This window comes from Rhabdochromatium marinum, from assembly GCF_016583795.1.
Classification (GTDB): domain Bacteria; phylum Pseudomonadota; class Gammaproteobacteria; order Chromatiales; family Chromatiaceae; genus Rhabdochromatium; species Rhabdochromatium marinum.
Window position 1 is genome coordinate 21,796 of sequence record NZ_NRRS01000026.1, and the last position, 20,814, is coordinate 42,609.

General features: G+C 57.1%; 19 protein-coding genes and 1 pseudogene. 15 read left to right on the forward strand and 5 right to left on the reverse strand.

The window, feature by feature from the left end:
* The first annotated feature begins 17 nt into the window (after positions 1 to 17).
* The 6 genes from CKO36_RS09545 to CKO36_RS09570 all read left to right on the forward strand — a co-directional run bounded on the left by CKO36_RS09545 (position 18) and on the right by CKO36_RS09570 (position 5,713).
* A complete protein-coding gene (locus CKO36_RS09545) occupies positions 18 to 893 on the forward strand; it encodes a glycosyltransferase family 2 protein (RefSeq protein WP_200283826.1) in 876 nt (291 codons plus the stop codon).
* Entirely contained in the window at positions 869 to 2,227 is a 1,359-nt protein-coding gene (locus CKO36_RS09550) for a flippase (RefSeq protein WP_200283827.1), read from the forward strand. Before CKO36_RS09545 ends, CKO36_RS09550 begins: the two co-directional genes overlap by 25 nt.
* Positions 2,211 to 2,966, forward strand: a complete 756-nt coding sequence (locus CKO36_RS09555; protein WP_200283828.1) for an FkbM family methyltransferase — start codon at positions 2,211 to 2,213, stop codon at positions 2,964 to 2,966. Before CKO36_RS09550 ends, CKO36_RS09555 begins: the two co-directional genes overlap by 17 nt.
* A gap of 16 nt (positions 2,967 to 2,982) precedes the next feature.
* Positions 2,983 to 3,948 carry a UDP-glucuronic acid decarboxylase family protein gene (locus tag CKO36_RS09560; RefSeq protein WP_200283829.1) on the forward strand — a complete coding sequence of 322 codons (966 nt, stop codon included), beginning with the start codon at positions 2,983 to 2,985 and terminating at the stop codon, positions 3,946 to 3,948.
* 77 nt (positions 3,949 to 4,025) lie between these two features.
* Positions 4,026 to 4,988 carry a glycosyltransferase family 2 protein gene (locus CKO36_RS09565; RefSeq protein ID WP_200283830.1) on the forward strand — a complete coding sequence of 321 codons (963 nt, stop codon included), beginning with the start codon at positions 4,026 to 4,028 and terminating at the stop codon, positions 4,986 to 4,988.
* Positions 4,985 to 5,713, forward strand: a complete 729-nt coding sequence (locus tag CKO36_RS09570) for an FkbM family methyltransferase (RefSeq protein WP_200283831.1) — start codon at positions 4,985 to 4,987, stop codon at positions 5,711 to 5,713. The genes CKO36_RS09565 and CKO36_RS09570 overlap by 4 nt, the downstream gene beginning before the upstream one ends.
* A gap of 99 nt (positions 5,714 to 5,812) precedes the next feature.
* Here the strand turns inward: CKO36_RS09570 and CKO36_RS09575 are convergent, their stop codons facing one another.
* The 4 genes from CKO36_RS09575 to CKO36_RS09590 are packed head-to-tail and all read right to left on the reverse strand — an operon-like array spanning position 5,813 to position 8,931.
* Positions 5,813 to 6,298 carry a cyclic nucleotide-binding domain-containing protein gene (locus CKO36_RS09575; RefSeq protein WP_200283832.1) on the reverse strand — a complete coding sequence of 162 codons (486 nt, stop codon included), beginning with the start codon at positions 6,296 to 6,298 and terminating at the stop codon, positions 5,813 to 5,815.
* A 34-nt stretch (positions 6,299 to 6,332) separates the two neighbouring features.
* Entirely contained in the window at positions 6,333 to 6,959 is a 627-nt protein-coding gene (hisB, locus tag CKO36_RS09580; RefSeq protein WP_200283833.1) for an imidazoleglycerol-phosphate dehydratase HisB, read from the reverse strand.
* A 38-nt stretch (positions 6,960 to 6,997) separates the two neighbouring features.
* Complete coding sequence (locus CKO36_RS09585) at positions 6,998 to 8,203, reverse strand: exo-beta-N-acetylmuramidase NamZ family protein (RefSeq protein WP_200283834.1); 1,206 nt, start codon at positions 8,201 to 8,203, stop codon at positions 6,998 to 7,000.
* Complete coding sequence (locus CKO36_RS09590; protein ID WP_242469499.1) at positions 8,194 to 8,931, reverse strand: arylesterase; 738 nt, start codon at positions 8,929 to 8,931, stop codon at positions 8,194 to 8,196. The genes CKO36_RS09585 and CKO36_RS09590 overlap by 10 nt, the downstream gene beginning before the upstream one ends.
* 74 nt (positions 8,932 to 9,005) lie before the next feature.
* Here CKO36_RS09590 and CKO36_RS09595 point away from each other — a divergent pair, with 74 nt between their 5' ends.
* From CKO36_RS09595 to CKO36_RS09630, 9 genes and pseudogenes are all read left to right on the forward strand, one after another.
* A complete protein-coding gene (locus CKO36_RS09595) occupies positions 9,006 to 9,704 on the forward strand; it encodes an ABC transporter ATP-binding protein (RefSeq protein WP_200283835.1) in 699 nt (232 codons plus the stop codon).
* Between the two features lie 9 nt (positions 9,705 to 9,713).
* Positions 9,714 to 12,236, forward strand: a complete 2,523-nt coding sequence (locus tag CKO36_RS09600) for an ABC transporter permease (protein WP_200283836.1) — start codon at positions 9,714 to 9,716, stop codon at positions 12,234 to 12,236.
* A 72-nt stretch (positions 12,237 to 12,308) separates the two neighbouring features.
* Positions 12,309 to 13,571 (forward strand): DUF1015 domain-containing protein, encoded by a 1,263-nt coding sequence (locus CKO36_RS09605; RefSeq protein ID WP_200283837.1) that lies wholly within the window; start codon positions 12,309 to 12,311, stop codon positions 13,569 to 13,571.
* Between the two features lie 25 nt (positions 13,572 to 13,596).
* Positions 13,597 to 15,426: a chorismate-binding protein gene (locus CKO36_RS09610; protein WP_200283838.1), complete on the forward strand. Its 1,830-nt coding sequence runs from the start codon at positions 13,597 to 13,599 to the stop codon at positions 15,424 to 15,426.
* Between the two features lie 72 nt (positions 15,427 to 15,498).
* On the forward strand, positions 15,499 to 16,671 hold the full coding sequence (locus CKO36_RS09615) for a Bcr/CflA family multidrug efflux MFS transporter (RefSeq protein WP_338053448.1): 1,173 nt from the start codon (positions 15,499 to 15,501) through the stop codon (positions 16,669 to 16,671).
* Between the two features lie 73 nt (positions 16,672 to 16,744).
* Positions 16,745 to 17,272, forward strand: a complete 528-nt coding sequence (locus CKO36_RS09620; protein ID WP_200283839.1) for a PAS domain-containing protein — start codon at positions 16,745 to 16,747, stop codon at positions 17,270 to 17,272.
* A 622-nt stretch (positions 17,273 to 17,894) separates the two neighbouring features.
* Positions 17,895 to 18,134: pseudogene (locus tag CKO36_RS20425) on the forward strand (methyl-accepting chemotaxis protein); the annotation flags it as partial.
* A gap of 18 nt (positions 18,135 to 18,152) precedes the next feature.
* Positions 18,153 to 18,695, forward strand: coding sequence for a CZB domain-containing protein (locus CKO36_RS20430; RefSeq protein ID WP_420826322.1), 543 nt, complete (start codon positions 18,153 to 18,155; stop codon positions 18,693 to 18,695).
* 178 nt (positions 18,696 to 18,873) lie between these two features.
* The gene (locus tag CKO36_RS09630) at positions 18,874 to 19,488 is read left to right on the forward strand and encodes a hypothetical protein (RefSeq protein ID WP_200283841.1); all 615 of its coding nucleotides are present in this window, start codon (positions 18,874 to 18,876) and stop codon (positions 19,486 to 19,488) included.
* A 133-nt stretch (positions 19,489 to 19,621) separates the two neighbouring features.
* On the opposite strand, the gene CKO36_RS09635 is transcribed toward CKO36_RS09630, so the two are convergent.
* On the reverse strand, positions 19,622 to 20,782 hold the full coding sequence (locus CKO36_RS09635) for a response regulator (RefSeq protein WP_200283842.1): 1,161 nt from the start codon (positions 20,780 to 20,782) through the stop codon (positions 19,622 to 19,624).
* Between the last annotated feature and the right edge of the window lie 32 nt (positions 20,783 to 20,814).

Below are 20,814 nucleotides of genomic sequence, written 5' to 3' on the forward strand. Positions count from 1 at the left end.
CAAGCTGGTTTTTTGCTATGTTACGTCCGGTAGGCTTTCGGAAACTCATACAGCGTCAAGACACACAACGACAGAGTGACGATCCAAATCCGGCGTGGCTGTTAAATCCTGAAAGGCCAATCAATCAGCAAGGCGGTATGCCTTCTTTAACGATTATAACGGCCACGCACAATGCCAGCGCAACTGTAGAAGCGTCCATTGCCAGTGTCACTGCTCAAACTTACCCGAACATTGAATACATCATTCTTGATAATGCATCGACTGACGGTACGGTTGAAATTATACAACAGCACAGTGAACAGATTGCACTATGGATAAGTGAACCGGATAACGGTATCTATGATGCAATGAACAAAGCTCTGGACAAGGCCACAGGCGATTGGATTTATTTTCTCGGCGCTGATGATAGACTCTTCTCTCCCGAAACAATTTCCAAGGTATTCACCGAAATTATTGGAGCAGACACCACAGCTCCCGTTATATCTGGGCGGGTTATTCTGACCGATGGCCGCTGCATTGATTCAAGCCTTGGCCTGCGCACTTTATTGCATAACACCCTTCATCATCAAGGCACCTTTTATCATCACTCCTTGTTTACAACATGGCGTTACAACAAGTCATTAAAAATTCTTTCTGATTATGAACTAACCTTGAAAATTTACTTTTCCAGGATCCCATTTGAATGTATTGATCAAACGATTGCAGTATGCGGAGTTGAAGGTGCCAGCTCGCGCAAACTCTGGACTGCATTCAAAGAAATGAACTACATAAGAAGCCACTTCCTGAAGCCTTTACCAGAGTCTATCGCCCGGGTATTATTTGGACTCAAATTCACAGCCTTTCTTCTACGCAAGACTTTGCGCTTATTTTGCTCTACCTCATCCCCGGCTTAATCCGCCACCGCATCACGCATCGGCCGAATCTTCTCAAGATCGTCAAGAACATCGGCTGGTTATTCTTTGACAAAATTCTACGCATGGGGGTCGGACTCTTGGTGGGCGTGTGGATCGCGCGTTACCTCGGACCGCAACAATTCGGCCTGCTGAGCTTTGCTACTGCCTTCGTTAGTCTCTTCGCTGCTATCGCCGGTCTTGGATTGCAGGGCATTGTGGTGCGAGACATTGTGCGCAAGCCAGATAGCAAAATGGCTACCTTGGGCACAGCAGCGGGTCTGCAATTTGGAGGTGGACTGATCGCCTATGGCCTGATCCTGGGAACCATCTTCTGGCTGCGTCCCGAAGACAGTCTGGTCCGATTGCTGGTTGCCATCCTTGGTTCTGTGATGCTGTTCAAAGCCAGTGATGTGGCGTTGTACTGGTTTGAATCCCAGGTGCTGTCCAAATATACGGTCTGGGTGCAGAATGGCAGCTTTCTTGTCTTCGCTGCGATCAAGGTGGCGCTAATGCTGCTAAACGCCCCCCTGATTGCCTTCGCTTGGGCAATGATGGCTGAAGCCCTCCTGGTGGCCATCTTGATGGTCGCCATGCTGAATTGGCGCGGCCCGGGATTGCGACGCCTGCAAGTCAATTTAACGCGTGCCAGACAATTATTGACTGATAGTTGGCCACTGCTGCTATCCGGCATTGCGATTGTCATCTACATGAAAATCGACCAAATCATGCTTGGGCTGATGATAGGCGATGAAGCAGCTGGAATTTACAGCGCAGCCGTGCGTATCAGCGAACTCTGGTATTTCATCCCGATGATGATCGTAGCGTCAGTTTTTCCTTCAATACTGGAAACCAGGAAGCACAGTAACGCCCTGTACTATCAACGATTGCAACAGCTTTATGACCTCATGGTCTGGCTGTCAGTTGGTGTGGCATTTCCAACGCTGTTTTTTTCAACGCCAGTGATCAAACAACTGTTTGGCGAAGCATTTTCCGCGTCCGGGCCGATACTGGCCATTCACATCTGGGCCGCAGTATTTGTGTTTCTCGGTGTCGCCGGAAGTCAATGGTTTCTTGCCGAGAATCGACAGATTTTGCATTTCCAGCGCACCTTGTTAGGAGCCTTGGTGAATATCGCCCTCAATGGAGTGCTAATTCCACGATTCGGGCCAGTAGGTGCAGCAATTGCAACTGTCATCTCTTATGCCACGGCTGCATTCCTGGCGGATGCCTTTCAAAAAGAAACCAAACAAATGTTTTTGATGAAAGCTCAGGCGCTCAATATTTTTTCATCAATCAGAAGAGCAGTCATAAATACACATGCACATGATTCATGAATTGCAGCACCGTTATTCAAACCTAATCAAAAAACACCTTCCAGAATCTGCAAAAAATTTAATTAAAAGAGCAATTTCCTGCATGACCTGGGATCCATGGGCTGGTCGTTCTTGGTCACAGGAAGGTGAGGATCAAATATTGTTGCGGATTTTTGCGCAACAGTCGTCTGGATTTTATGTCGATGTGGGTGCTCACCACCCGAAGCGCTTCTCCAATACCTATCTTTTCTACCGGCGGGGATGGTCAGGAATCAACATTGATGCCATGCCGGGGTCAATGCGCTTGTTTCACCGATGGCGTCCAAATGACATTAATCTTGAGTTTGGCATCGGCAACGAGAAAAAACAGCTTGATTACTATGTTTTTAATGAGCCGGCATTAAACAGCTTTTCACCAGAACTCTCATTGCACAGACATGACACCCAATCAGCAGATCAAATTGAAAAAATTATTAAAGTAACAGTACTTCCGCTGTCATCTGTTTTCGATCATTATTTACCACATGGACAAGAAATTGATTTCATGTCAATTGATGTCGAAGGGTTGGACTGGGAAGTATTGCAGTCAAACGATTGGTCGAAATATCGCCCTAAATTTGTTCTTGTGGAAATGCTGGACAGCAGCTTGCATGACATTGAAAACAGCGCAATAGCAAGGCTGATGCTCGATGCTGGCTATGCCCTGTATGCGAAATGCGTGAACACCGTTTTTTTCAAGAACACGAATAACAAACTTTAATCATGGCAAAGACGACATGAAACAATACAATGCTCGTTCCCGTATCCTCATCACTGGTGGTGCAGGTTTTCTCGGCTCGCATCTCTGTGAGCGCCTGCTCGCTGACAGCCAGGACATTATCTGCCTCGATAACTTCTTTACTGGCACCAAGGACAACATCGTCCATCTGCGAGATCACCCGCACTTCGAGCTAATGCACCACGATGTCACCTTTCCGCTCTATGTTGAGGTGGACGAGATCTACAATCTGGCCTGTCCCGCTTCCCCGATCCACTACCAGCACGACCCGGTACAGACGACCAAAACCAGTGTTCATGGCGCAATCAATATGCTGGGGTTAGCCAAGCGTACCGGTGCGCGTATATTCCAGGCATCCACCAGCGAAGTCTACGGTGATCCCGAAGTGCATCCACAGCTGGAAAGTTACTGGGGGAAAGTCAATCCCATCGGCCCACGCTCCTGCTATGACGAAGGCAAGCGCTGCGCCGAGACCCTCTTTTTTGATTACCGCCGCCAGCATGGTCTATGCATAAAAATTGCGCGCATCTTCAATACCTACGGCCCACGCATGCACGCCAAGGACGGCCGTGTGGTATCCAATTTCATTGTTCAGGCATTGAAGAACGAACCCATCACTATCTACGGCGACGGTAACCAGACGCGCTCCTTTTGCTATGTTGACGACCTGATTGAGGGCATTCTGCGCCTGATGCACATGCCCGAAGAGTTCAGCGGACCGGTCAATCTCGGTAACCCAGACGAATTCACCATGATTGAGTTGGCGGAGAAGATTCGCGAGCTGACGGGATCACGTTCGCAACTCATCTACAAACCGCTGCCGACAGACGACCCCAAACAGCGTCAGCCGGACATCACGCTAGCACACAATTCGTTAGAATGGAAACCAACCGTCTCACTGGAAGAAGGGCTGAAACGAACGATTGCCTATTTCAACGAACGGCTGAAGAAGGGGCCGTGCTGAGCATAGTGAACCCCCTGGTACTCAGGGCACCCATGACGCCAAATAACCATCCAAAATCCCATCATTTCGAGCCACCCATGCCGCTCCAAACCGCAGTGCTCTTTTTGGTCTTCAACCGCCCCGACGCCACGGCGCAAGTCTTCGCAGCCATCCGCAAGGCCAAGGTACCGCGTCTCTATGTGGCAGCCGATGGTCCGCGCTCAAATCGGCCTGACGATGCTGAGAAGGTTGCCAAGGTGCGAAAGATCGTTACAGCAGTGGACTGGTCATGCGAAGTCAAAACGCTGTTTAGGGCAGAAAATTTGGGATGCAAATATGCTGTCAGTCGTGGGATTACTTGGTTTTTTGAGCAAGAGGAGCAGGGAATTATTCTTGAAGATGATTGCTTGCCGAGCCAGAGTTTTTTCTGGTTTTGCGACCAAATTTTGGAGCGATATAAAAATGAAGAACGTATTATGTCAATTGCAGGAACAAATATATTTGAAAGTACGCTTATCAACAAAAAAACAAATGAGAGCTATTTATTTTCAAATTATGCTTTAATGTGGGGCTGGGCCACGTGGCGGCGCGCATGGAATAAGTATGACTTAGAATTATCCAGCTGGCCTTCCTATAAAAAAAACAACCTGCCGACCAAAAAACCTCGGTTGACATTTATTGAGAGATTAACCTGGAAAAGAATTCTTGATAAAACTTATGATGGCATTATTGACACTTGGGATTATCAATGGATTTACTCTTGCTGGACTGGCGGAGGATTAACAATTTTGCCTGGCGTTAATCTAGTTAGAAACATTGGGTTCTCTGATGACGCAACTCACACAAAAAAATCGTACCCCATCCTAAGCAATTTAGTCGAACAGGAGATGTCGCTTTCTTTAAGGCACCCAAATCAATACAGGGCAAACCAACTAGCAGATCAATTTATTTCTCGTTACTGGTTTGGAGCGAGCTGGTATAACTATTTTAAGTCTCTATTTTTATTGACCCCAGGATTGCGTCAATTGAATTCGCTGATAAAAAAATTAAAAGCAAAATGAAAAAACTCATTAAACGAGTAATCAATTTACTAGGCTGGGATATTCATGTATTAACCCCCGCGAGCAACCCAAGCGTTCAGTTGCTCGCTGCCCTAAGTCAGGTCCAATCAAATCTTGTATTCGACATCGGCGCGAATATCGGTCAATTTGCCCAAGAACTACGCTCGGCCGGCTTTCGTGGAAAAATCATTAGTTTCGAACCGCTATCCATCGAACATGAGAAATTATGTAAGGCGGCTCGTAAGGATGCGGCTTGGTGGGTTCATCCGCGTGCTGCGGTAGGGGACCATGATGGCAAAATCGAAATTAACATTGCGGCTAATTCAGTGTCATCATCTGTGCTGCCGATGCTGGATTCGCACTTGTCTGCTGCGCTTGATTCGTCCTATGTAGCCGTCGAAAGCACACCACTGATTCAGCTCGATTCTGTCGCTGCACAGTATCTCGACAATACTTCTCAGCCATTCATAAAAATCGATACACAAGGCTTTGAATGGCAGGTGCTTGATGGCGCGGCTGATACACTCAAGCGCGCCCAAGGTGTCTTGCTGGAGTTGTCATTAGTCCCGCTTTATGACGGCCAGCGACTGTGGCGTGAAATGATCGACCGCATGGAAGCTGAAGGATTCACACTTTGGTCAATTCATCAAAGCTTTATAGACCTCCATACTGGGCAATCACTGCAAGTGGATGCGATTTTTCTGCGGCAGTACGCCCTGAAATAGAGTCCTCGCGCATGGCCTGGGGTACCAGGCTGTTCACAACAAAAGTACTTTATTCGTTGCAAAAAGCCCTGCCCCCCAGTGTTACACAAGCTCACATTTTCAATAGAGCGCATGCGAGCGATTGATGTACTTGGTCAGCTCGACATACTGTGAGTTCATGCGTCGCAAAATGTCCTGTCCCACTTGGACAATGTTCTGCATTACTCGATACACCATCCAGGGGTAATCAAGCAGCAGGGACTCGAAGGCGTCGCGCTCGATACTGCATACCTGCGTGTTGCCCAGGGAACGCAGGGAGGCGGTATGCGGGCGTCCGCTGATAAAGCCCATTTCCCCGGCCATATCGCCTGAGCGCAGGACGTGAATAGTGGTGAACTCACCCTTACCCAGATCACGGGTGACGGCCAGCGCGCCTTCGGTAATGATATGCAGGCTGTTGTCAACGCGCCCTTCTTCAATGAGCAATTCCTGATCATTCAAACGCCGACAGCAGGCAATACCGGCCAGCGCCCGAACCTGATCATCGTCGAGATTCGCAGTCAGTGGCGAGTGACGCAAACAGGCAAAATCGTCTATTTCAGACATCTTGTATTCCTCAAATTAACATAACATCAATTGGTTACAGCTGACCCTTGGTCGATGGCATCCGCCCGGCCATGCGCGGATCCGGTTCCACAGCCATCCGCAGAGCACGCCCGAAGGCCTTAAACAGGGTTTCCGCCTGATGATGCGCATTGGTGCCGCGCAGATTATCCAGATGCAGGGTGAGTGCGGCATGATTGACCAGTCCCTGGAAGAATTCCTGGAACAGATCAACATCGAACTCCCCAACACGCGCGCGGGTGAAGGTCACCTGAAAGATCAGACCGGGCCGCCCAGAGAGGTCAATCACAACACGCGACAGCGCCTCGTCCAGCGGCACATAGGCGTGCCCGTAACGCACAATGCCGGATTTGTCGCCCAGCGCCTTGCGCAGCGCCTGCCCGAGCGTAATGCCGACATCTTCCACGGTGTGGTGGGCGTCAATGGCCAAATCCCCGCGTGCGGCAATACTGAGATCGATCAGCCCATGGCGGGCCACCTGATCCAGCATGTGATCGAGAAAAGGCACGCCGGTGGCAATCGCCGCCTGGCCGTCGCCATCGAGGTTCAGCGCCACCCGCACTTCAGTCTCCAGCGTCTGGCGCAGTACCTCAGCGGTGCGCGGAGCGGTAATCAGGGCTTTGGAGGAATCATGCTCAGTCATGCTTGGCAGTTCCGGTCAGTGGTATTAAAAACAGCGTCTCAAGGGTAGAGCAAAAATGGTTGGCGTATTTCGCACCAGCGCGTCTCATCTGCGCACAGACGCGCATCCAGATCGCCCGGCTCGGCCTGAGGATCATCCACCCAGGCGCGCAATCCCTGACCACCGTCGATCAGATCAATCGCCAAGCGCTCGCTTTCGTATTCATAGGGAAAATCGCGCCACAGCGGCGCGTCCGGGTACTCCAGGCGCACCGCCTTGAGCAACAACGCCACCAGCCGGTAGGGACGAAACCGCTCGTGGGCATAATGGGCGCTATCGGTGTGGATTTGAATCCCCTGACAGAGTTCACCCGCATGCTTTTGAAACATGGGCGCGAAGGTGCAGCCGCGCACCAGACAGCCGTCCATCCAGTCGGCGGCCAGGCTCTCCATGCGGCGCAGCAAGCGACCAACATCCAGCTCCGGTGCACCCACCACCTCCAGCGGCATGGTGGTGCCGCGCCCTTCTGAGAGCAGGGTGCCCTCAATCAGCACGGTGCCCGGAAAGCAGCGCACCATGTTCAGCGAAGAGGCGTTGGGACTGGGATTCACCCAGGGAATCTCATCGCGCGGCCAGCCAAAGCCGGGCGCAGCCTGTGGATCATAACCTTGCATCGGGATGACGCGCAGCTCCAGATCCAGCTGCCGCTCAGCCACGAACCAGCGTGCCAGCTCGCCAAAGGTGAGGCCATGGCGCATCGGCAGGCGCCCGGCGCCAACAAAGCTCTCCCAGCCTGGCTCCAGCAGACGGCCTTCCACCGGACGACCGGCTGGATTGGGACGATCCAGCACCCATACCTGTTTGCCATGCTCCGCACAGGCGCTCAGCATGTTCGCTAGCGTGGTGACATAGGTATAGATGCGGGTACCGATGTCCTGCAAATCGATCAGCAGAATATCAAAGGTGGCCAGCATCTCGTCGGTCGGGTAGCGCACCTGACCATAAAGACTGAACACCGGAATCCGATACACCGGGTCGATGTAATCATCGGACTCGATCATGTTGTCCTGCTTGTCGCCGCGCATGCCGTGCTGGGGCCCAAAGGCGGCCACCAGTTCCACGGCACCAACGGTAATCAGCGCATCCAGGGTGTGGCGCCCGACATGGTTCACCGAGGCCGAGTGTCCCAGCAAAGCCACTCGCGGTCCGCGCAGCTCAGCGCGCAGCGCTGGCTGGCTCAGCAGTTCGTCGATTCCTAATCGCATCGTAGCAAGTGCTCCTGCATAGCGGGCCAAAGGGTATCAAGAATCATCGGTTGTGCTGCGGCAGTGGGATGCAACCCGTCTTCCTGCATCAGGTCCCAGCGCTCGGCAACGGCTTCCAGCATGCGCGGCACCAGCGCAACCCCGGTCTGTTCGGCCACCTCGGCATACATACGTTGAAAGCCCTCACTGTAGACCGCACCATAGTTGGGCGGTAGACGCACACCCAGCAGCAGCACCGAAGCTCCGGCCTTGCGGGCCATGAGTACCAGCTGTACCAGTCGCTCCCGGATGTCTGCCATCGGAAAGCCGCGCAGACCATCGTTGGCGCCCAAGGCAATGATCACCGCCTGCGGGTGATCATCAGCCAGCAGCGCCGGCAGGCGCTCCAATCCACCGGCAGTGGTTTCACCGGAAATACTAGCATTGATGACCTCAATCCCAGGGCCACCGGCTGAACCATTCGCTGAACTAACCCCTGACTCGGGATCGTCTGTGCGACAACCGCCCTCTTGACTCAGGCGCTGTTCCAGTTGGGCCACCCAGCCATCGCGGATATTCAGCCCATAGGCCGCGCTTAGGCTGTCGCCCAGCACCAACCAGCGCACCGCCGCTGGCTCCGCCGCCGCCAGGCCAGCTAATGCGGTCAGCCCGATGATCACCAAGCCCGTCAGGAGCACCCGCGTCAGCATCATCCGCCCATCAGCCCCCTGGTTGATTCGCCTCATCATCGCCATATTGCCAAGACCCATCCGCTATCATCTCACCCCAACCACGGCCAACCGCTCAATTTACCAGGAAAAGCATGAAGGAATCCGATCAGCTCACGCAAGCCTCGCCCCTATGCCGCGCCCAGGGGGTGGAAAAAAACCTCCACGGCCCCGGCGGCAACCTGTCCATTTTGCGCGCTTTGGACCTCGATGTCGCCCCGGGTGAAGCAGTAGCCATTCTCGGCGCCTCCGGCTCTGGCAAATCCACCCTGCTTGGGTTGCTGGCCGGACTAGATCGACCCAGTGGTGGCGAAGTCTGGCTCTGCGGTCAGCCGCTGAGTGAACTTGACGAGGATGGTCGCGCCGCCCTGCGCGAAGGCCAAGTGGGCTTTGTTTTTCAGAACTTTCAGCTCCTGCCAACCCTGACCGCGCGCGAAAATGTGCTGTTGCCACTGGAACTGGCCACCGGGCGCTATCCCGATGCCGACGCACGCGCGGCCGATGCGCTCGCCGCCGTAGGCTTGCAGGAACGGGCCGGCCATTATCCGCGCCAACTCTCTGGTGGGGAACAGCAGCGCATTGCCTTGGCCCGGGCCTTTGCGCCGGCCCCGCGCATTCTGTTCGCCGATGAGCCCACCGGCAACCTGGATGCCGACACCGGCGCGCGCATTATCGAACTCTTGCTGCGGCTGCGCGCCGACGCCGGCGCCGCCCTGGTGCTGGTAACCCATGACCCCGCCCTGGCCGAGCGCTGTGATCGGCGCCTGCACATGCGCGATGGGCGCTTGCAGTAAACAATGCGTATGAACAATTCCATAACAGCCAAGCCCACCTCCGGTCATCCCTGGCGACTGGCTCTGCGTATGCTCGGACGCGACTGGCGCGGCGGGTCGCTGGGTTTGTTGCTCAGTGCGCTGGTGCTGACCGTCGCCGCTGTGACCGCCGTCGGCTTCTTCACCGATCGCATCGCCGGAGCCATCGACCGCCAGGGCAGCGAATTGCTGGCCGCCGATCTGGTCATCGCCTCCAGTCAGCCGGCGCCCACGTCCTGGCACGATCAGGCCGCACAGTTCGGCCTGACCAGCGCCACCACCCTGAGCTTCCGCTCGGTGGTACTGTCCGGAGAGCAAACCCAACTGGTTCGCGCCAAGGCGGTCAGTCCAGGCTACCCGCTGCACGGCGCCCTGCGCGTGCAACAGCGCCCGGATGGTCCCGATACGGTGATGCATCACGGCCCGCCACCCGGCAGCGCCTGGGTCGAAGCCCGGCTGCTCTATACACTGGACCTGCAACTGGGCGACATGCTGCGTCTGGGCACCGGGGACTTTCGCATCACCGGCATCCTCAGCTACGAGCCGGATCGCGGCGGCGGGCTGGCGCAGTTTGCCCCCCGAGTGATGATTGCCGGCGCCGATCTGGACGCCACCGGGCTGATCACCCCGGCCAGTCGGGTCGATTATCGTCTGCTGTTGGCTGGCGAACCAGCCGCCGTGCGCGACTTCAGCACCTGGATCACACCGCGCCTGCCCCCCGATGCTGAACTCCAGACGGCTCAGGATGCGCGCCCCGAGCTGGCCTCTGCCATTGACCGCGCCGCACGCTTTCTGCATCTGGCCGCCTTGGCCACCGTGCTGGTGGCCGGGGCGGCCGTGGCCATGGCCAGCCGGCGCTTTGTCGATCAACAGACCGACGCCGTTGCGGTGATGCGCTGTCTGGGCGCACCGCGCGGCCTGCTGACCCGGCTGTTCGCCTGGCGCTTGCTGGGGTTGGGCCTGCTGGCCAGTACCCTGGGCAGCCTGCTGGGCTATCTGGCCCAGCATGGGCTGTTGTGGATTCTGGGCGACTGGTTCAGTGAGCGCCTGCCGCCGTCCTCCCTGCGCCCAGTCCTGATCGGCTATGGCACCGGACTGATCGCGCTGGCCGGCTTTGCGCTGCCACCACTGGCGCAGCTGGCACAGGTATCACCACTGCGCGTGCTGCGCCGCGATCTGGGCACTCCACCGGCGTCCCTGGCATTGGCAGGGGCAGCGGCTGCCGGGGCGCTGGCGTTGCTGCTGTTCTGGCAGGCGGACGATGTCCAGCTGGCGCTGCGTGTGCTGGGCGGTGTCGCTGCCGCTCTAGCGGCACTGCTGGGGTTGGGCGCCCTGCTGGTGTGGGGCGCACGCCGCGCCAGTCAGCACACACGCGGCATCTGGCGTCTGGGTCTGGCCGGCATCGGCCGGCGCCCGGCGCAGTCGGTCTTGCAGCTCAGTGGCTTTGGCATCGGACTACTGGCCCTGCTGTTGCTGGCGGTGGTGCGAGTGGATCTGCTGCGCGACTGGCAGGCCAGTTTGCCCGAGGGGGTGCCCAATCGCTTCCTGATCAACATCCAACCGCCGGAAGTTGAACCCCTGCGCCAGCAGTTTGCTGCCGCCGACCTGGACACCTCCGGCTTCTATCCGATGGTGCGCGGGCGGCTGCGCGCCATCGGCACGCGCAACATCGACACCGAAACCTTCGACAATCCGCGTGCCGAGCGCCTGGCGCGGCGCGAGTTCAACCTGAGCTTCGCCCAAGCACCGCAGGCAGACAATCGCATCATCGCCGGTACCTGGTGGCCGGATGCGCAGGCCGCACCACAATTTTCCGTCGAAGAAGGCATTGCCGAGACCCTCAATATCGCCCTCGGCGACACTCTGGAGTTCTGGGTCGCTGGACAGCGCATCAGCGGCCCGGTGACCAGTCTGCGCGAAGTGCAATGGGACAGCTTTAATGTCAACTTTTTCGTCATTGCCCCGCCGGGAGCGCTGGCCGGACAGCCGGCCACCTATGTGACCAGCTTTTACCTGCCACCGGGACGCGAGGCCTGGATTCCCGAGCTGCTGCGGCAGTTTCCCAGCCTGACGCTGATTGATATTGATGCTGTCTTGGGCGAAGTGCGCCGGGTAATTGGCCAGGGCGTACAAGCGGTGGAGTATGTGTTCGGTTTCACCCTGATCGCCGGGCTGCTGGTGATGGTGGCCGGCATTCAGACCAGCCTGAGCGCTCGCCGCGCCGAGCACGGTGTGCTGCGCACGCTAGGCTCCAGTCGTACCCGACTGCTGGGGGCCCTGGCGGTTGAATTCACCACCCTGGGGCTGCTGGCCGGACTGCTGGCCAGCGCCTTCGCCGCCCTGATTGGCTGGCTACTGGCCACTCAGGTGTTCGATCTACCCTACAGCCTAGATCCTTGGCTGTGGCTGATCGGCGTGCCCGGCAGTGCCCTGCTCATCGGCCTGGCCGGCACCCTGGCGAGCTGGCGGCCCCTGCTGCGCCCACCGCTCGCCGCCCTGCGCGCCGGTGGCTGAAGCCATGCCCTGAACCCTGCTATGCTGTTGCCACCATGCAATTACCATGCAGCCACCTAATGTGACCTGATTATGCCACTTATCACCCCCTTCTGCGGCTTGCGCCCGGCGCCCGGGCGCGCCGGCGACATTATTGCCCCACCCTACGACGTGGTCAGCACCGACGAAGCGCGTGCCCTAACTCAGGGCAAGCCGCACAGTTTTCTGCATGTGTCGCGACCGGAAATCGATCTGCCGGAAGGCAGCGACCCCAGCGCAGACGCCGCCTATGCCAAGGCGCAGGACAACTTTGCCGCCCTGCAGCAACAGGGGTTGTTACAGCGCGACCCAAGCCCGAGTTTTTATCTCTACCGCCTCACGCAGGGAACCCACAGCCAGACGGGCCTGGCCGCCGCCGCCTCGGTCACTGCCTATCGCGACGGGCGCATCAAAAAGCATGAGCTGACCCGCCCGGCTAAGGAAGACGACCGCGTACGCCATATCGAGGCACTGTCCGCCCAGACCGGCCCGGTGTTTCTAATCCATCGCCGCAATGACCGCATCAGCCAATTACTGCAAGAACACAGCAATACCGCGCCACTGATCGATCTGATCGCTGATGATGGCGTGCGCCACCAGCTCTGGAGCATCACCGACCCGGGCGCCATCACTCAGCTCAGCGCGGCTTACGAGGCACTCGGAGCGCTATACATCGCCGACGGCCACCATCGCTGCGCCGCCGCCGCACGAGTCGCAACCAAGCATGCCAACGCATCGTCTGATGCCGCAGCTGACGCTGTATCTGATGCCGCCAACGGCTTTCTCGCTGTCATCTTCCCCGAGGAGCAGACGCAAATCCTCGCCTACAACCGCCTGATTCGTGATCTCAACGGCCTAACCCGCACCGAGTTTCTGCGCCGCCTGGAGCAGAACTTTGAACTCGCCCCCCAGACTGAGCCCGTCACTCCCGACAGCGCTGGCGTTTTCGGACTCTATCTCGAACAGCAGTGGTACCGCCTGACTCTGAAACCCACCGTGCGCGCACAACAAACCGCAGCCAGTGACCCGGCACAACAGCTCGATGCCAGCCTGCTGCAGGCGTTTCTGATTCAGCCCATCCTCGGCATTGACAACCCCAGAACTGATGCCCGCATCGACTTTGTTGGCGGCAGTCGCGGCCACACCGGCCTGACCGAGCCGGTCGATCAAGGCCAGATGCGCTTGGCCCTGGCCCTGCATCCCACCAGCGCTGCAGAACTCATGGCCGTCGCCGATGCCAACGCCCTGATGCCACCCAAATCCACCTGGTTCGAACCCAAGCTCGCCGACGGACTGCTGTGCCATTTGCTCAGCTAAGTTACTAACACGCCGTGAGGAATAAGTGGCTCATTTCCTGGGGGAAACCACCCCATCAGCTTACGCGCTACTTCATGACCGCGAGACCGGCGGCTGGTTGCAATTGCAGGATCCGGCTTGGGTGGTATGCACAGATGAGCTGAGCAAGGTCAGCGCACTGCTGGCCGCCAGGCTCGCATACCGCGATGTTCCGGCGAGCCTTTACTGTCTGGCTTACGAGGCCGCTGCGGCGTTCGATCCCTGCCTGCGACTTCATCCCGGTCAACGCAAACAGCCGTTGTTGTGGATGGCGGGCTTTGCAACGCTGAAACCCGTGGACGCTCATGCACTCTTGGCGGACTGTGAGGCGGATGCTACCCCTGAGATGCGCGAGCCCTTATTCGGCCCCTGGAACCCCGAGATGAGTCCGGCCGCTTATGCCCGTGCCTTCGCGACCATCAAAGCGCATCTGGCCGCCGGGAATGCCTACCAGATCAATCTCACTCAGCGCTATCGCGCTCCACTGCTGCAGTCGCCAACCCGCGCCGGCCTGCAACGGCTTTTTCTCCGTCTTGCCACGCGCCACCGCTGTCCTCACGCGGCGTTCATCGACACAGATGAATTCACGGTGCTGTCCCTCAGCCCGGAAACCTTTTTCGAGCGCGATCACCACCAGGTGCGCTGCCGGCCAATGAAAGGCACCGCCGCTCGGGGGGAAACAGCCGAAGCCGACGCACTGGCCGCGCACCGCTTGCTGACCTCCGCCAAAGAACGCGCGGAAAACAGCATGATCGTCGACATGGTGCGCAACGATCTCGGACGCGTTGCCCACAGCGGCCGTGTGCGCGTGCCAAAGCTGTTCGCGCTTGAGCACTACCCAAGGGTGCATCAGATGATCAGCGAGGTCACGGCCGAAACCGAGGCCACGGATCATGAGCTCCTGCACGCGCTCTTTCCGCCCGCGTCCATCACCGGTGCGCCCAAGGTGGCGGCCATGGAGATCATCGCCGCACTGGAATCCTCTCCACGCGGGCTCTATACCGGCACCATTGGCGCCCGGCTTGGTGCGGAACGCACCTATTGGAATGTCGCCATCCGCACCCTGGTGGCCTATCGCCGCTTGGGCCTGGCCGAATATGGCAGCGGTGGCGGCATTGTTTGGGACAGCCAGCTTGATCGGGAATGGGCCGAACTGCGGCTCAAGGCCAGCCTGCTTGCCGACACGGCGCCGAGTTTTGCTCTGATCGAGACCATGTTGTTGCAAACCGATGGCCAGGTGTTCCTGAAACAACGCCATCTGCAGCGACTGCGTAAGAGCGCACGACTGTTTGGATTCCCTTTTGACGAGGCCACGCTCCAGCGGCATCTGGCAGCGGCGATCGACGCCACCCGCAACCAGCCATCCGCGCCGCGCATGCTCAGGTTGGTCTTGACGGCCACGGGCACGGTGACTATCTCCAGCGCTGCGCTCAGTGAGCGCCCGCTGTCCGCGCCGCTGCGGCTGCGCCTGGCTGAACGGCCGATCGATTCCCGCGACATCCGGCTGCGTCACAAAACCACTGACCGCCAGATTTATCAAGCGGCTGCCGGGCGACACAGCGTGCCTGGAGATGAAGTGCTGCTGTTTAACGAACGCGACGAGCTGACCGAGGGCACCTTCACCAACATCGTCCTCGAACTTGATGGCGGCCGCTACACCCCGCCCGTTACCGCCGGCCTACTGCCTGGCTGCTATCGCGAAGAACTGCTGGCGGCGGGACGCATCATCGAGCGTCCACTGAAGCTGGCTGATCTGGAGCGCGCCACTGCGGTGTGGGCCATCAACTCAGTGCGCGGTATGATGCGCTGCCAGCTACTGGAGCCTGTTCTGGGCTGACGGCTCGGCACCAAGACCTCATTCAGGGAGCACACTCACATCATCCGCGCGCACTTTCCTCCGATCCTGCTTATCACCCTTGGGGCACTCGCTGCCCTGACGCCCTTTGCCATTGATCTCTACATCCCCAGTCTGCCGTCACTGGCCGATGATCTGGGCAGCGATATCCGGCTCGCGCAGCTCAGCGTCACCCTCTATCTGGGCTTTTTCGCCGGTGCCCAACTGCTGCTCGGGCCACTGTCTGATGTGTATGGACGCCGACCGCTGATTGGCGGCGGGCTGCTGCTGTTCGCCCTCGGTGGCCTGGGCTGCGCCCTGGCCCCATCGATGCTGCTGTTGTTGATTGGCCGTTGTCTGCAAGCCATCGGCGGAGCGGCAATTGCCGTGACCATTCCAGCCCTGGTGCGTGATCGCTTTGCGCGTGACGAGTATGCACGCGTCATGACCATGGTGATGCTGGTGATGGGATTGGCGCCCATGATCGCACCGAGCCTGGGCGCTCTGGTGTTGCTGCTTGGGTCCTGGCGCTGGGTGTTTGCGACCTTGCTTGGCATCACCCTGATCATCGCCCTGCTGTTTCGGCAGGTGGTGCCGGAAACCTTGCCACCCGCACGCCGCCAAGCACACATGAAAGCCTCCCTGCTACAGTACGGACGCGTCCTGCGACATGGCCGTGCGCTGGCCTATCTCGGCACCGCCTCGGCGAGCTTTGCCGGATTGATGGGCTTTGTCATCGGCTCGCCCTTTGTCTACATCAGCCTGCACGCAATCTCACCGCAACTGTTCGGCCTGCTGTTCGGAGCCAATGTCGCCGGTGCGCTGCTGGTGTCCCTGCTCAACGCGCGGCTGATCCCACGCCTGGGGGCTGAGCGGCTGCTGCAAATCGGCCTGAGCGTGCAAGCACTGGCCGCACTGCTGCTGTTGGCGCTGACCCAGTTGCCGCACCCCAGTCTATGGCTGATCGCGCTCCTGACCGGTGCCTATCTCAGCACGACCGCCTTGGTCATGGGCAATGCCATGGCCGGCTTCATGGCCGATTTCCCCGATCTAGCCGGCACCGCCTCAGCCTTCGGCGGCGCAGTGCGCTTTGGCACTGGCGCGCTGAGTGGTTCAATGATTAGTCTGCTACACGATGGCCGCGCTACACCCTTGTTGCTGGTCATGGGCTTGAGCGGCCTGTTGAGCAGCGGCTGCTATCTTTTGGGTGTGCGTGGGCGGTCATTGGCCAAGGTATCCATCAACTGATGACGGAATTAAAAAATCCTGACCAGTACAAGACTGGCCGATTCCTTAACCTAGCCCCAAATAGCATCGAATCATGAACAATAAAACGATCCCCAATACCATTGAGCGCACTCTCAATGACGATGACTACATTGTCTCAAAAACAGACACAAAAGGTCGTATCACTTATGCCAATCGAATCTTCATGACCCTGTCTTCCTATACCGAACAAGAGCTACTTGGCGCGCCGCACAATATCGTCCGTCATCCCGATATGCCTGGTTTGATGTTTAAGCGCCTATGGGACACTCTTCGAGGCGGGCGTGAGTTTCATTTTTATACCAAGAATCTAGCCAAGGATGGGAGTTATTATTGGGTGTTCGCCAATGTGACACCGTCGTTCGATCAACGGGGGCAGCCTATCGGTTACTTTTCGGTGCGACGCAAACCAAAGGCTGCAGGTGTCAAGACCTTTCAAGAACTGTATCGTTCCATGCGCCAAGCCGAGCGGCGCACCGCAGGCAAACAAGCTGCGCTTGCTGCTTCCGCACGTATTTACGACGATTTTCTCGCTGCCCAGGGGGCGAATCATGAAGCCTTCATCCTTGCACTCCAAGCTTGATCGCATTGTTTATGCTATGGTCGCGCTCGTCCTCGCGAACGCAGTGCTTTCCTGGTTCTGGCATGGCTTCGATTGGATCGCGCTGACGACGCTACTCCTTGGTCTGGCGTTGAGTGTTTGGCTTAGATTCTTGGCGCGCGAGTCGCTCGGCACTATGAGCCAAATCGACACCGTAGCGCACGAAATGAGCGAAGGCTTATTTGAGAAGCGTGTTCTTGGGGCTGCCAATCACCAAGGAATGGGAAAACTTGCCTGGCACATCAACGATATGCTGGATCAGCTGGAGACCTATTTCCGCGAAGTTTCCACGGCGCTCGAAGAACACGGTCGCGGCCATTATCAACGCAAACCCCATACGGCGGGAATGCATGGAATGTTTCGTTCCAGTCTCGAACGCATCACCGATGGGCTAGAAAAATTGGAGCAATTTGGCAACATGCAACAACGTAATCAGTTGCTTGCCAGTGTACAAAATCTTAACACGCGTAATTTGCTTGAAAACCTCGCGCACATGCAACGTGACATGCACCTCATTACCGAAAGACTGCAAGTCGTGCTCGAGGAGGCACGGCGAACCGACCATGACGCCGAGGCCAGTCGAACCACGGTCGATGATGTCGTCATGCGGCTAAACGGGATTGTCGAACGAATCGATCACGAAAGCCAGGCAATTTTGCAACTCTCCGAGCAAGGCGCGAAAGTTCAGCAAGCAGTGAGCCTCATTAATGGCATTGCCGATCAAACCAATCTTCTGGCCCTCAATGCTGCTATCGAGGCGGCGCGCGCTGGCGAAAGCGGACGCGGTTTCGCGGTGGTGGCCGATGAAGTACGCAAACTTGCCGAAAGGACCAAAACAACATCCGTCTCCATCGGTGCCACCATGGAACAACTCGCACGCGAATCGGCCACACTTCAGGAAGGTTCGGTCGTGACGCGCGAACTGGCGCATTCCTCTCGCGCCACCATCGGGGAATTGGCCGGGCGGTTCGCACAATTCTCGGCCTCGGCCAAGGACACGCTTGCGCGTACCGATTATGCCCTCGACAAGAGTTTTGCGACCCTCGTTAAGGTCGATCATGTCATCTATAAACAGCGCGCTTATATGGCCCTCGACACCAATGGCGAAAAGCAATACGTCGACTCAGTGAGCGTTGATGACCACCATTGCCGCCTTGGTCAATGGTACGAACAGGGCGACGGCAAACGACTGTTCAGCGCTGTACCCTCCTTCAACGCCATGGCGGAGCCACATCGAAACGTCCATGGTAGCGCGCATCACTTGCTGGACTTGATCGCCGACGGCGCTTGGCAAAGCGATAGCGAGCGGCATGAACGTATTCATGCCGCCCTTGAGAGCATGGAACATAGCAGTATCGAGGTTATGGATATCATCGACCGCATGGTTGACGAAAAGCATGTTTGATCGTGAATCGCGCGCCGACTAAGCCCGAAAGCATTCGCACGCCATGCCGCATCTGTTGCATCTCATTGTGCGCCTGCTGTGCTTGCGCTGACAGGTGATGATCTTCCAAAATCGCCGTCTTTTCTTGAATGCCAGCTGGCCCTTCTCGCCCTTGAGCACTCGACCAGCGGCGTGCGTTTTGAGCACAAAATTTGGAGCAACAGGGAAATTTGTTTTAGTATTTTCCTCCCAATCCTTGTTAAAGAAGAAACATCTCATGAATCTAATGAAAATGATTAATCGGAAAGCCATCGCTCTTGAAGCAATGCTAGGCATCGGAATAGTCGCAACGTCAGCAATACCTGCACAGGCTGAAGTGCAGGGGCCTAACAACCTATACACGGTTACTCCGTGTCGGATATTGGACACACGAGAAGCTGAATGGTACTCTCGTTTGGATCCAGAATCCTCGGTAAGCATCGATATCTACGGCGATGCTATCCCCTTGCAAGGGGGGAATCCCTGGGGCTGCCCTGAGATCCCGTCCGATGCCAACGGTGTTTTTATGAATATCATTGCAGTAAACCCACAGGGTAATGCTAATAATGATCTTGGCGTCAAGCCCTACGGCGCATCATTGAGTGGCACTGCTATGAACTATCAGCCGGGTATTTTTGCGCTGAGTAACAGCGTCTTCTCGGCTGTCTGTCCGGGCGATAAATCAGGCTGTTGGTTCAGCCTGACGTTACAGAATGGCGCTGGCGCCTCAACCGATATTGTTATCGACGTGACTGGTTTCACATTACCCCGATAGTGGTTGTTTCACACCTAAATCCAGGGGGCGCGCGCGAGCGCCCCAGCCCGCAAATAGTTGTGTAATTAAAGCCACTATTGAGCACTTTGCTCATGGCTCTCCCGCTGGTTCGGTTGGATTGGCAATCAACGGCCTATGCGTCAGTTCCTGACAAACGATCCAACTGAGCTTGTTTGCGCTCCATGTCTTGATCGGAGTCCGCATAGCGGGCTGCGATCGCGCGAAAGTCTTCCTGGAGTTCAAGAAAGGCGTCTGTGATGTCGGGATCGAAATGAGACCCGCGCCCTTCCTGCATGATAGAGACGGCTTGCTCGTGCGACATGCTTTCCTTATAGACGCGTCGGCTGATGAGCGCGTCATAGACATCGGCGACCGCCATCAGCCGCGCCGATAACGGGATGGCGTCACCTGCCAAGCCCTCGGGATAGCCAGATCCGTCCCATTTCTCCTGATGGCCATAGGCGATCTCCTTGGCAGTGGTCAGGAATGCGACTGTCATGCCCAACTGGTCCTCGGCGGCTTGGATGGCATCCCGGCCGAGGGTCGTATGGGTTTTCATGATCTCGAACTCGTGCGGCTCGAAGCGGCCCGGCTTGAGCAGGATGCGGTCTGGAATCCCGACCTTGCCGATATCGTGCAAGGGCGCCGATTTAAACAGCATCGCAATCGTCTCTTCGTCGAGTTGGGCAGCGAAGCGCGGATGGGTCCGCAACTTTTCCGCGAGAATCTTCACGTAATGCTGGGTACGGCGAATGTGATTTCCGGTTTCAGTGTCGCGTGTTTCAGCCAGGGAGGCCATGGCCATAATGGTCACATCCTGAATCGCGGCAATCTCGCATGTCCGGCGTGCCACCTCGTGCTCAAGGTAGTCAGCCTTGTCGCGCAGGAAATCGGCGCTCGCCTTCAGCATCAGATGGTTTTTCACCCGCGCCAGCACAATCGGGGGGCTGATCGGCTTGGTGATGTAGTCCACCGCGCCCATTGCCAAGCCGCGCATTTCGTCCTCAACCTCAGCCTTCCCGGTGAGAAAGATAACCGGCACGTCGCGCGTGGCCGGGTCGGCCTTTAATTGGCGGCAGATCTCGTAGCCGTCCATTCCCGGCATCATGATGTCAAGCAGCACGAGATCGGGGGGCGTGTCCGAGCGCAGGATTTTCAACGCGCGCTCGCCGTTGTTGGTTACTTTTACCCGGTAGTGGTCCTTGAGCAACCCGCTTATCAGGGACAGATTGTCGGGCGTGTCATCGACAACCAGGATGGTTGGCTTTGCGAGTGTCGCGGTTTCGGCATCCATCGGTTGCGTCTCCTGGCAAGGATTCCGGGTTT

What these genes read in the sequence shown, in the direction of transcription:
- CKO36_RS09600 (WP_200283836.1), top strand. Translation starts at nt 9,714, where the DNA reads ATGAACAATTCCATAACAGCCAAGCCCACCTCCGGTCATCCCTGGCGA.
- CKO36_RS09635 (WP_200283842.1), bottom strand. Translation starts at nt 20,782, where the DNA reads ATGGATGCCGAAACCGCGACACTCGCAAAGCCAACCATCCTGGTTGTC.
- CKO36_RS09565 (WP_200283830.1), top strand. Translation starts at nt 4,026, where the DNA reads ATGCCGCTCCAAACCGCAGTGCTCTTTTTGGTCTTCAACCGCCCCGAC.
- CKO36_RS09570 (WP_200283831.1), top strand. Translation starts at nt 4,985, where the DNA reads ATGAAAAAACTCATTAAACGAGTAATCAATTTACTAGGCTGGGATATT.
- CKO36_RS09595 (WP_200283835.1), top strand. Translation starts at nt 9,006, where the DNA reads ATGAAGGAATCCGATCAGCTCACGCAAGCCTCGCCCCTATGCCGCGCC.
- CKO36_RS09545 (WP_200283826.1), top strand. Translation starts at nt 18, where the DNA reads ATGTTACGTCCGGTAGGCTTTCGGAAACTCATACAGCGTCAAGACACA.
- CKO36_RS20430 (WP_420826322.1), top strand. Translation starts at nt 18,153, where the DNA reads ATGGAACAACTCGCACGCGAATCGGCCACACTTCAGGAAGGTTCGGTC.
- CKO36_RS09560 (WP_200283829.1), top strand. Translation starts at nt 2,983, where the DNA reads ATGAAACAATACAATGCTCGTTCCCGTATCCTCATCACTGGTGGTGCA.
- CKO36_RS09555 (WP_200283828.1), top strand. Translation starts at nt 2,211, where the DNA reads ATGCACATGATTCATGAATTGCAGCACCGTTATTCAAACCTAATCAAA.
- CKO36_RS09585 (WP_200283834.1), bottom strand. Translation starts at nt 8,203, where the DNA reads ATGCGATTAGGAATCGACGAACTGCTGAGCCAGCCAGCGCTGCGCGCT.
- CKO36_RS09575 (WP_200283832.1), bottom strand. Translation starts at nt 6,298, where the DNA reads ATGTCTGAAATAGACGATTTTGCCTGTTTGCGTCACTCGCCACTGACT.
- CKO36_RS09620 (WP_200283839.1), top strand. Translation starts at nt 16,745, where the DNA reads ATGAACAATAAAACGATCCCCAATACCATTGAGCGCACTCTCAATGAC.
- CKO36_RS09605 (WP_200283837.1), top strand. Translation starts at nt 12,309, where the DNA reads ATGCCACTTATCACCCCCTTCTGCGGCTTGCGCCCGGCGCCCGGGCGC.
- hisB (WP_200283833.1), bottom strand. Translation starts at nt 6,959, where the DNA reads ATGACTGAGCATGATTCCTCCAAAGCCCTGATTACCGCTCCGCGCACC.
- CKO36_RS09590 (WP_242469499.1), bottom strand. Translation starts at nt 8,931, where the DNA reads ATGATGAGGCGAATCAACCAGGGGGCTGATGGGCGGATGATGCTGACG.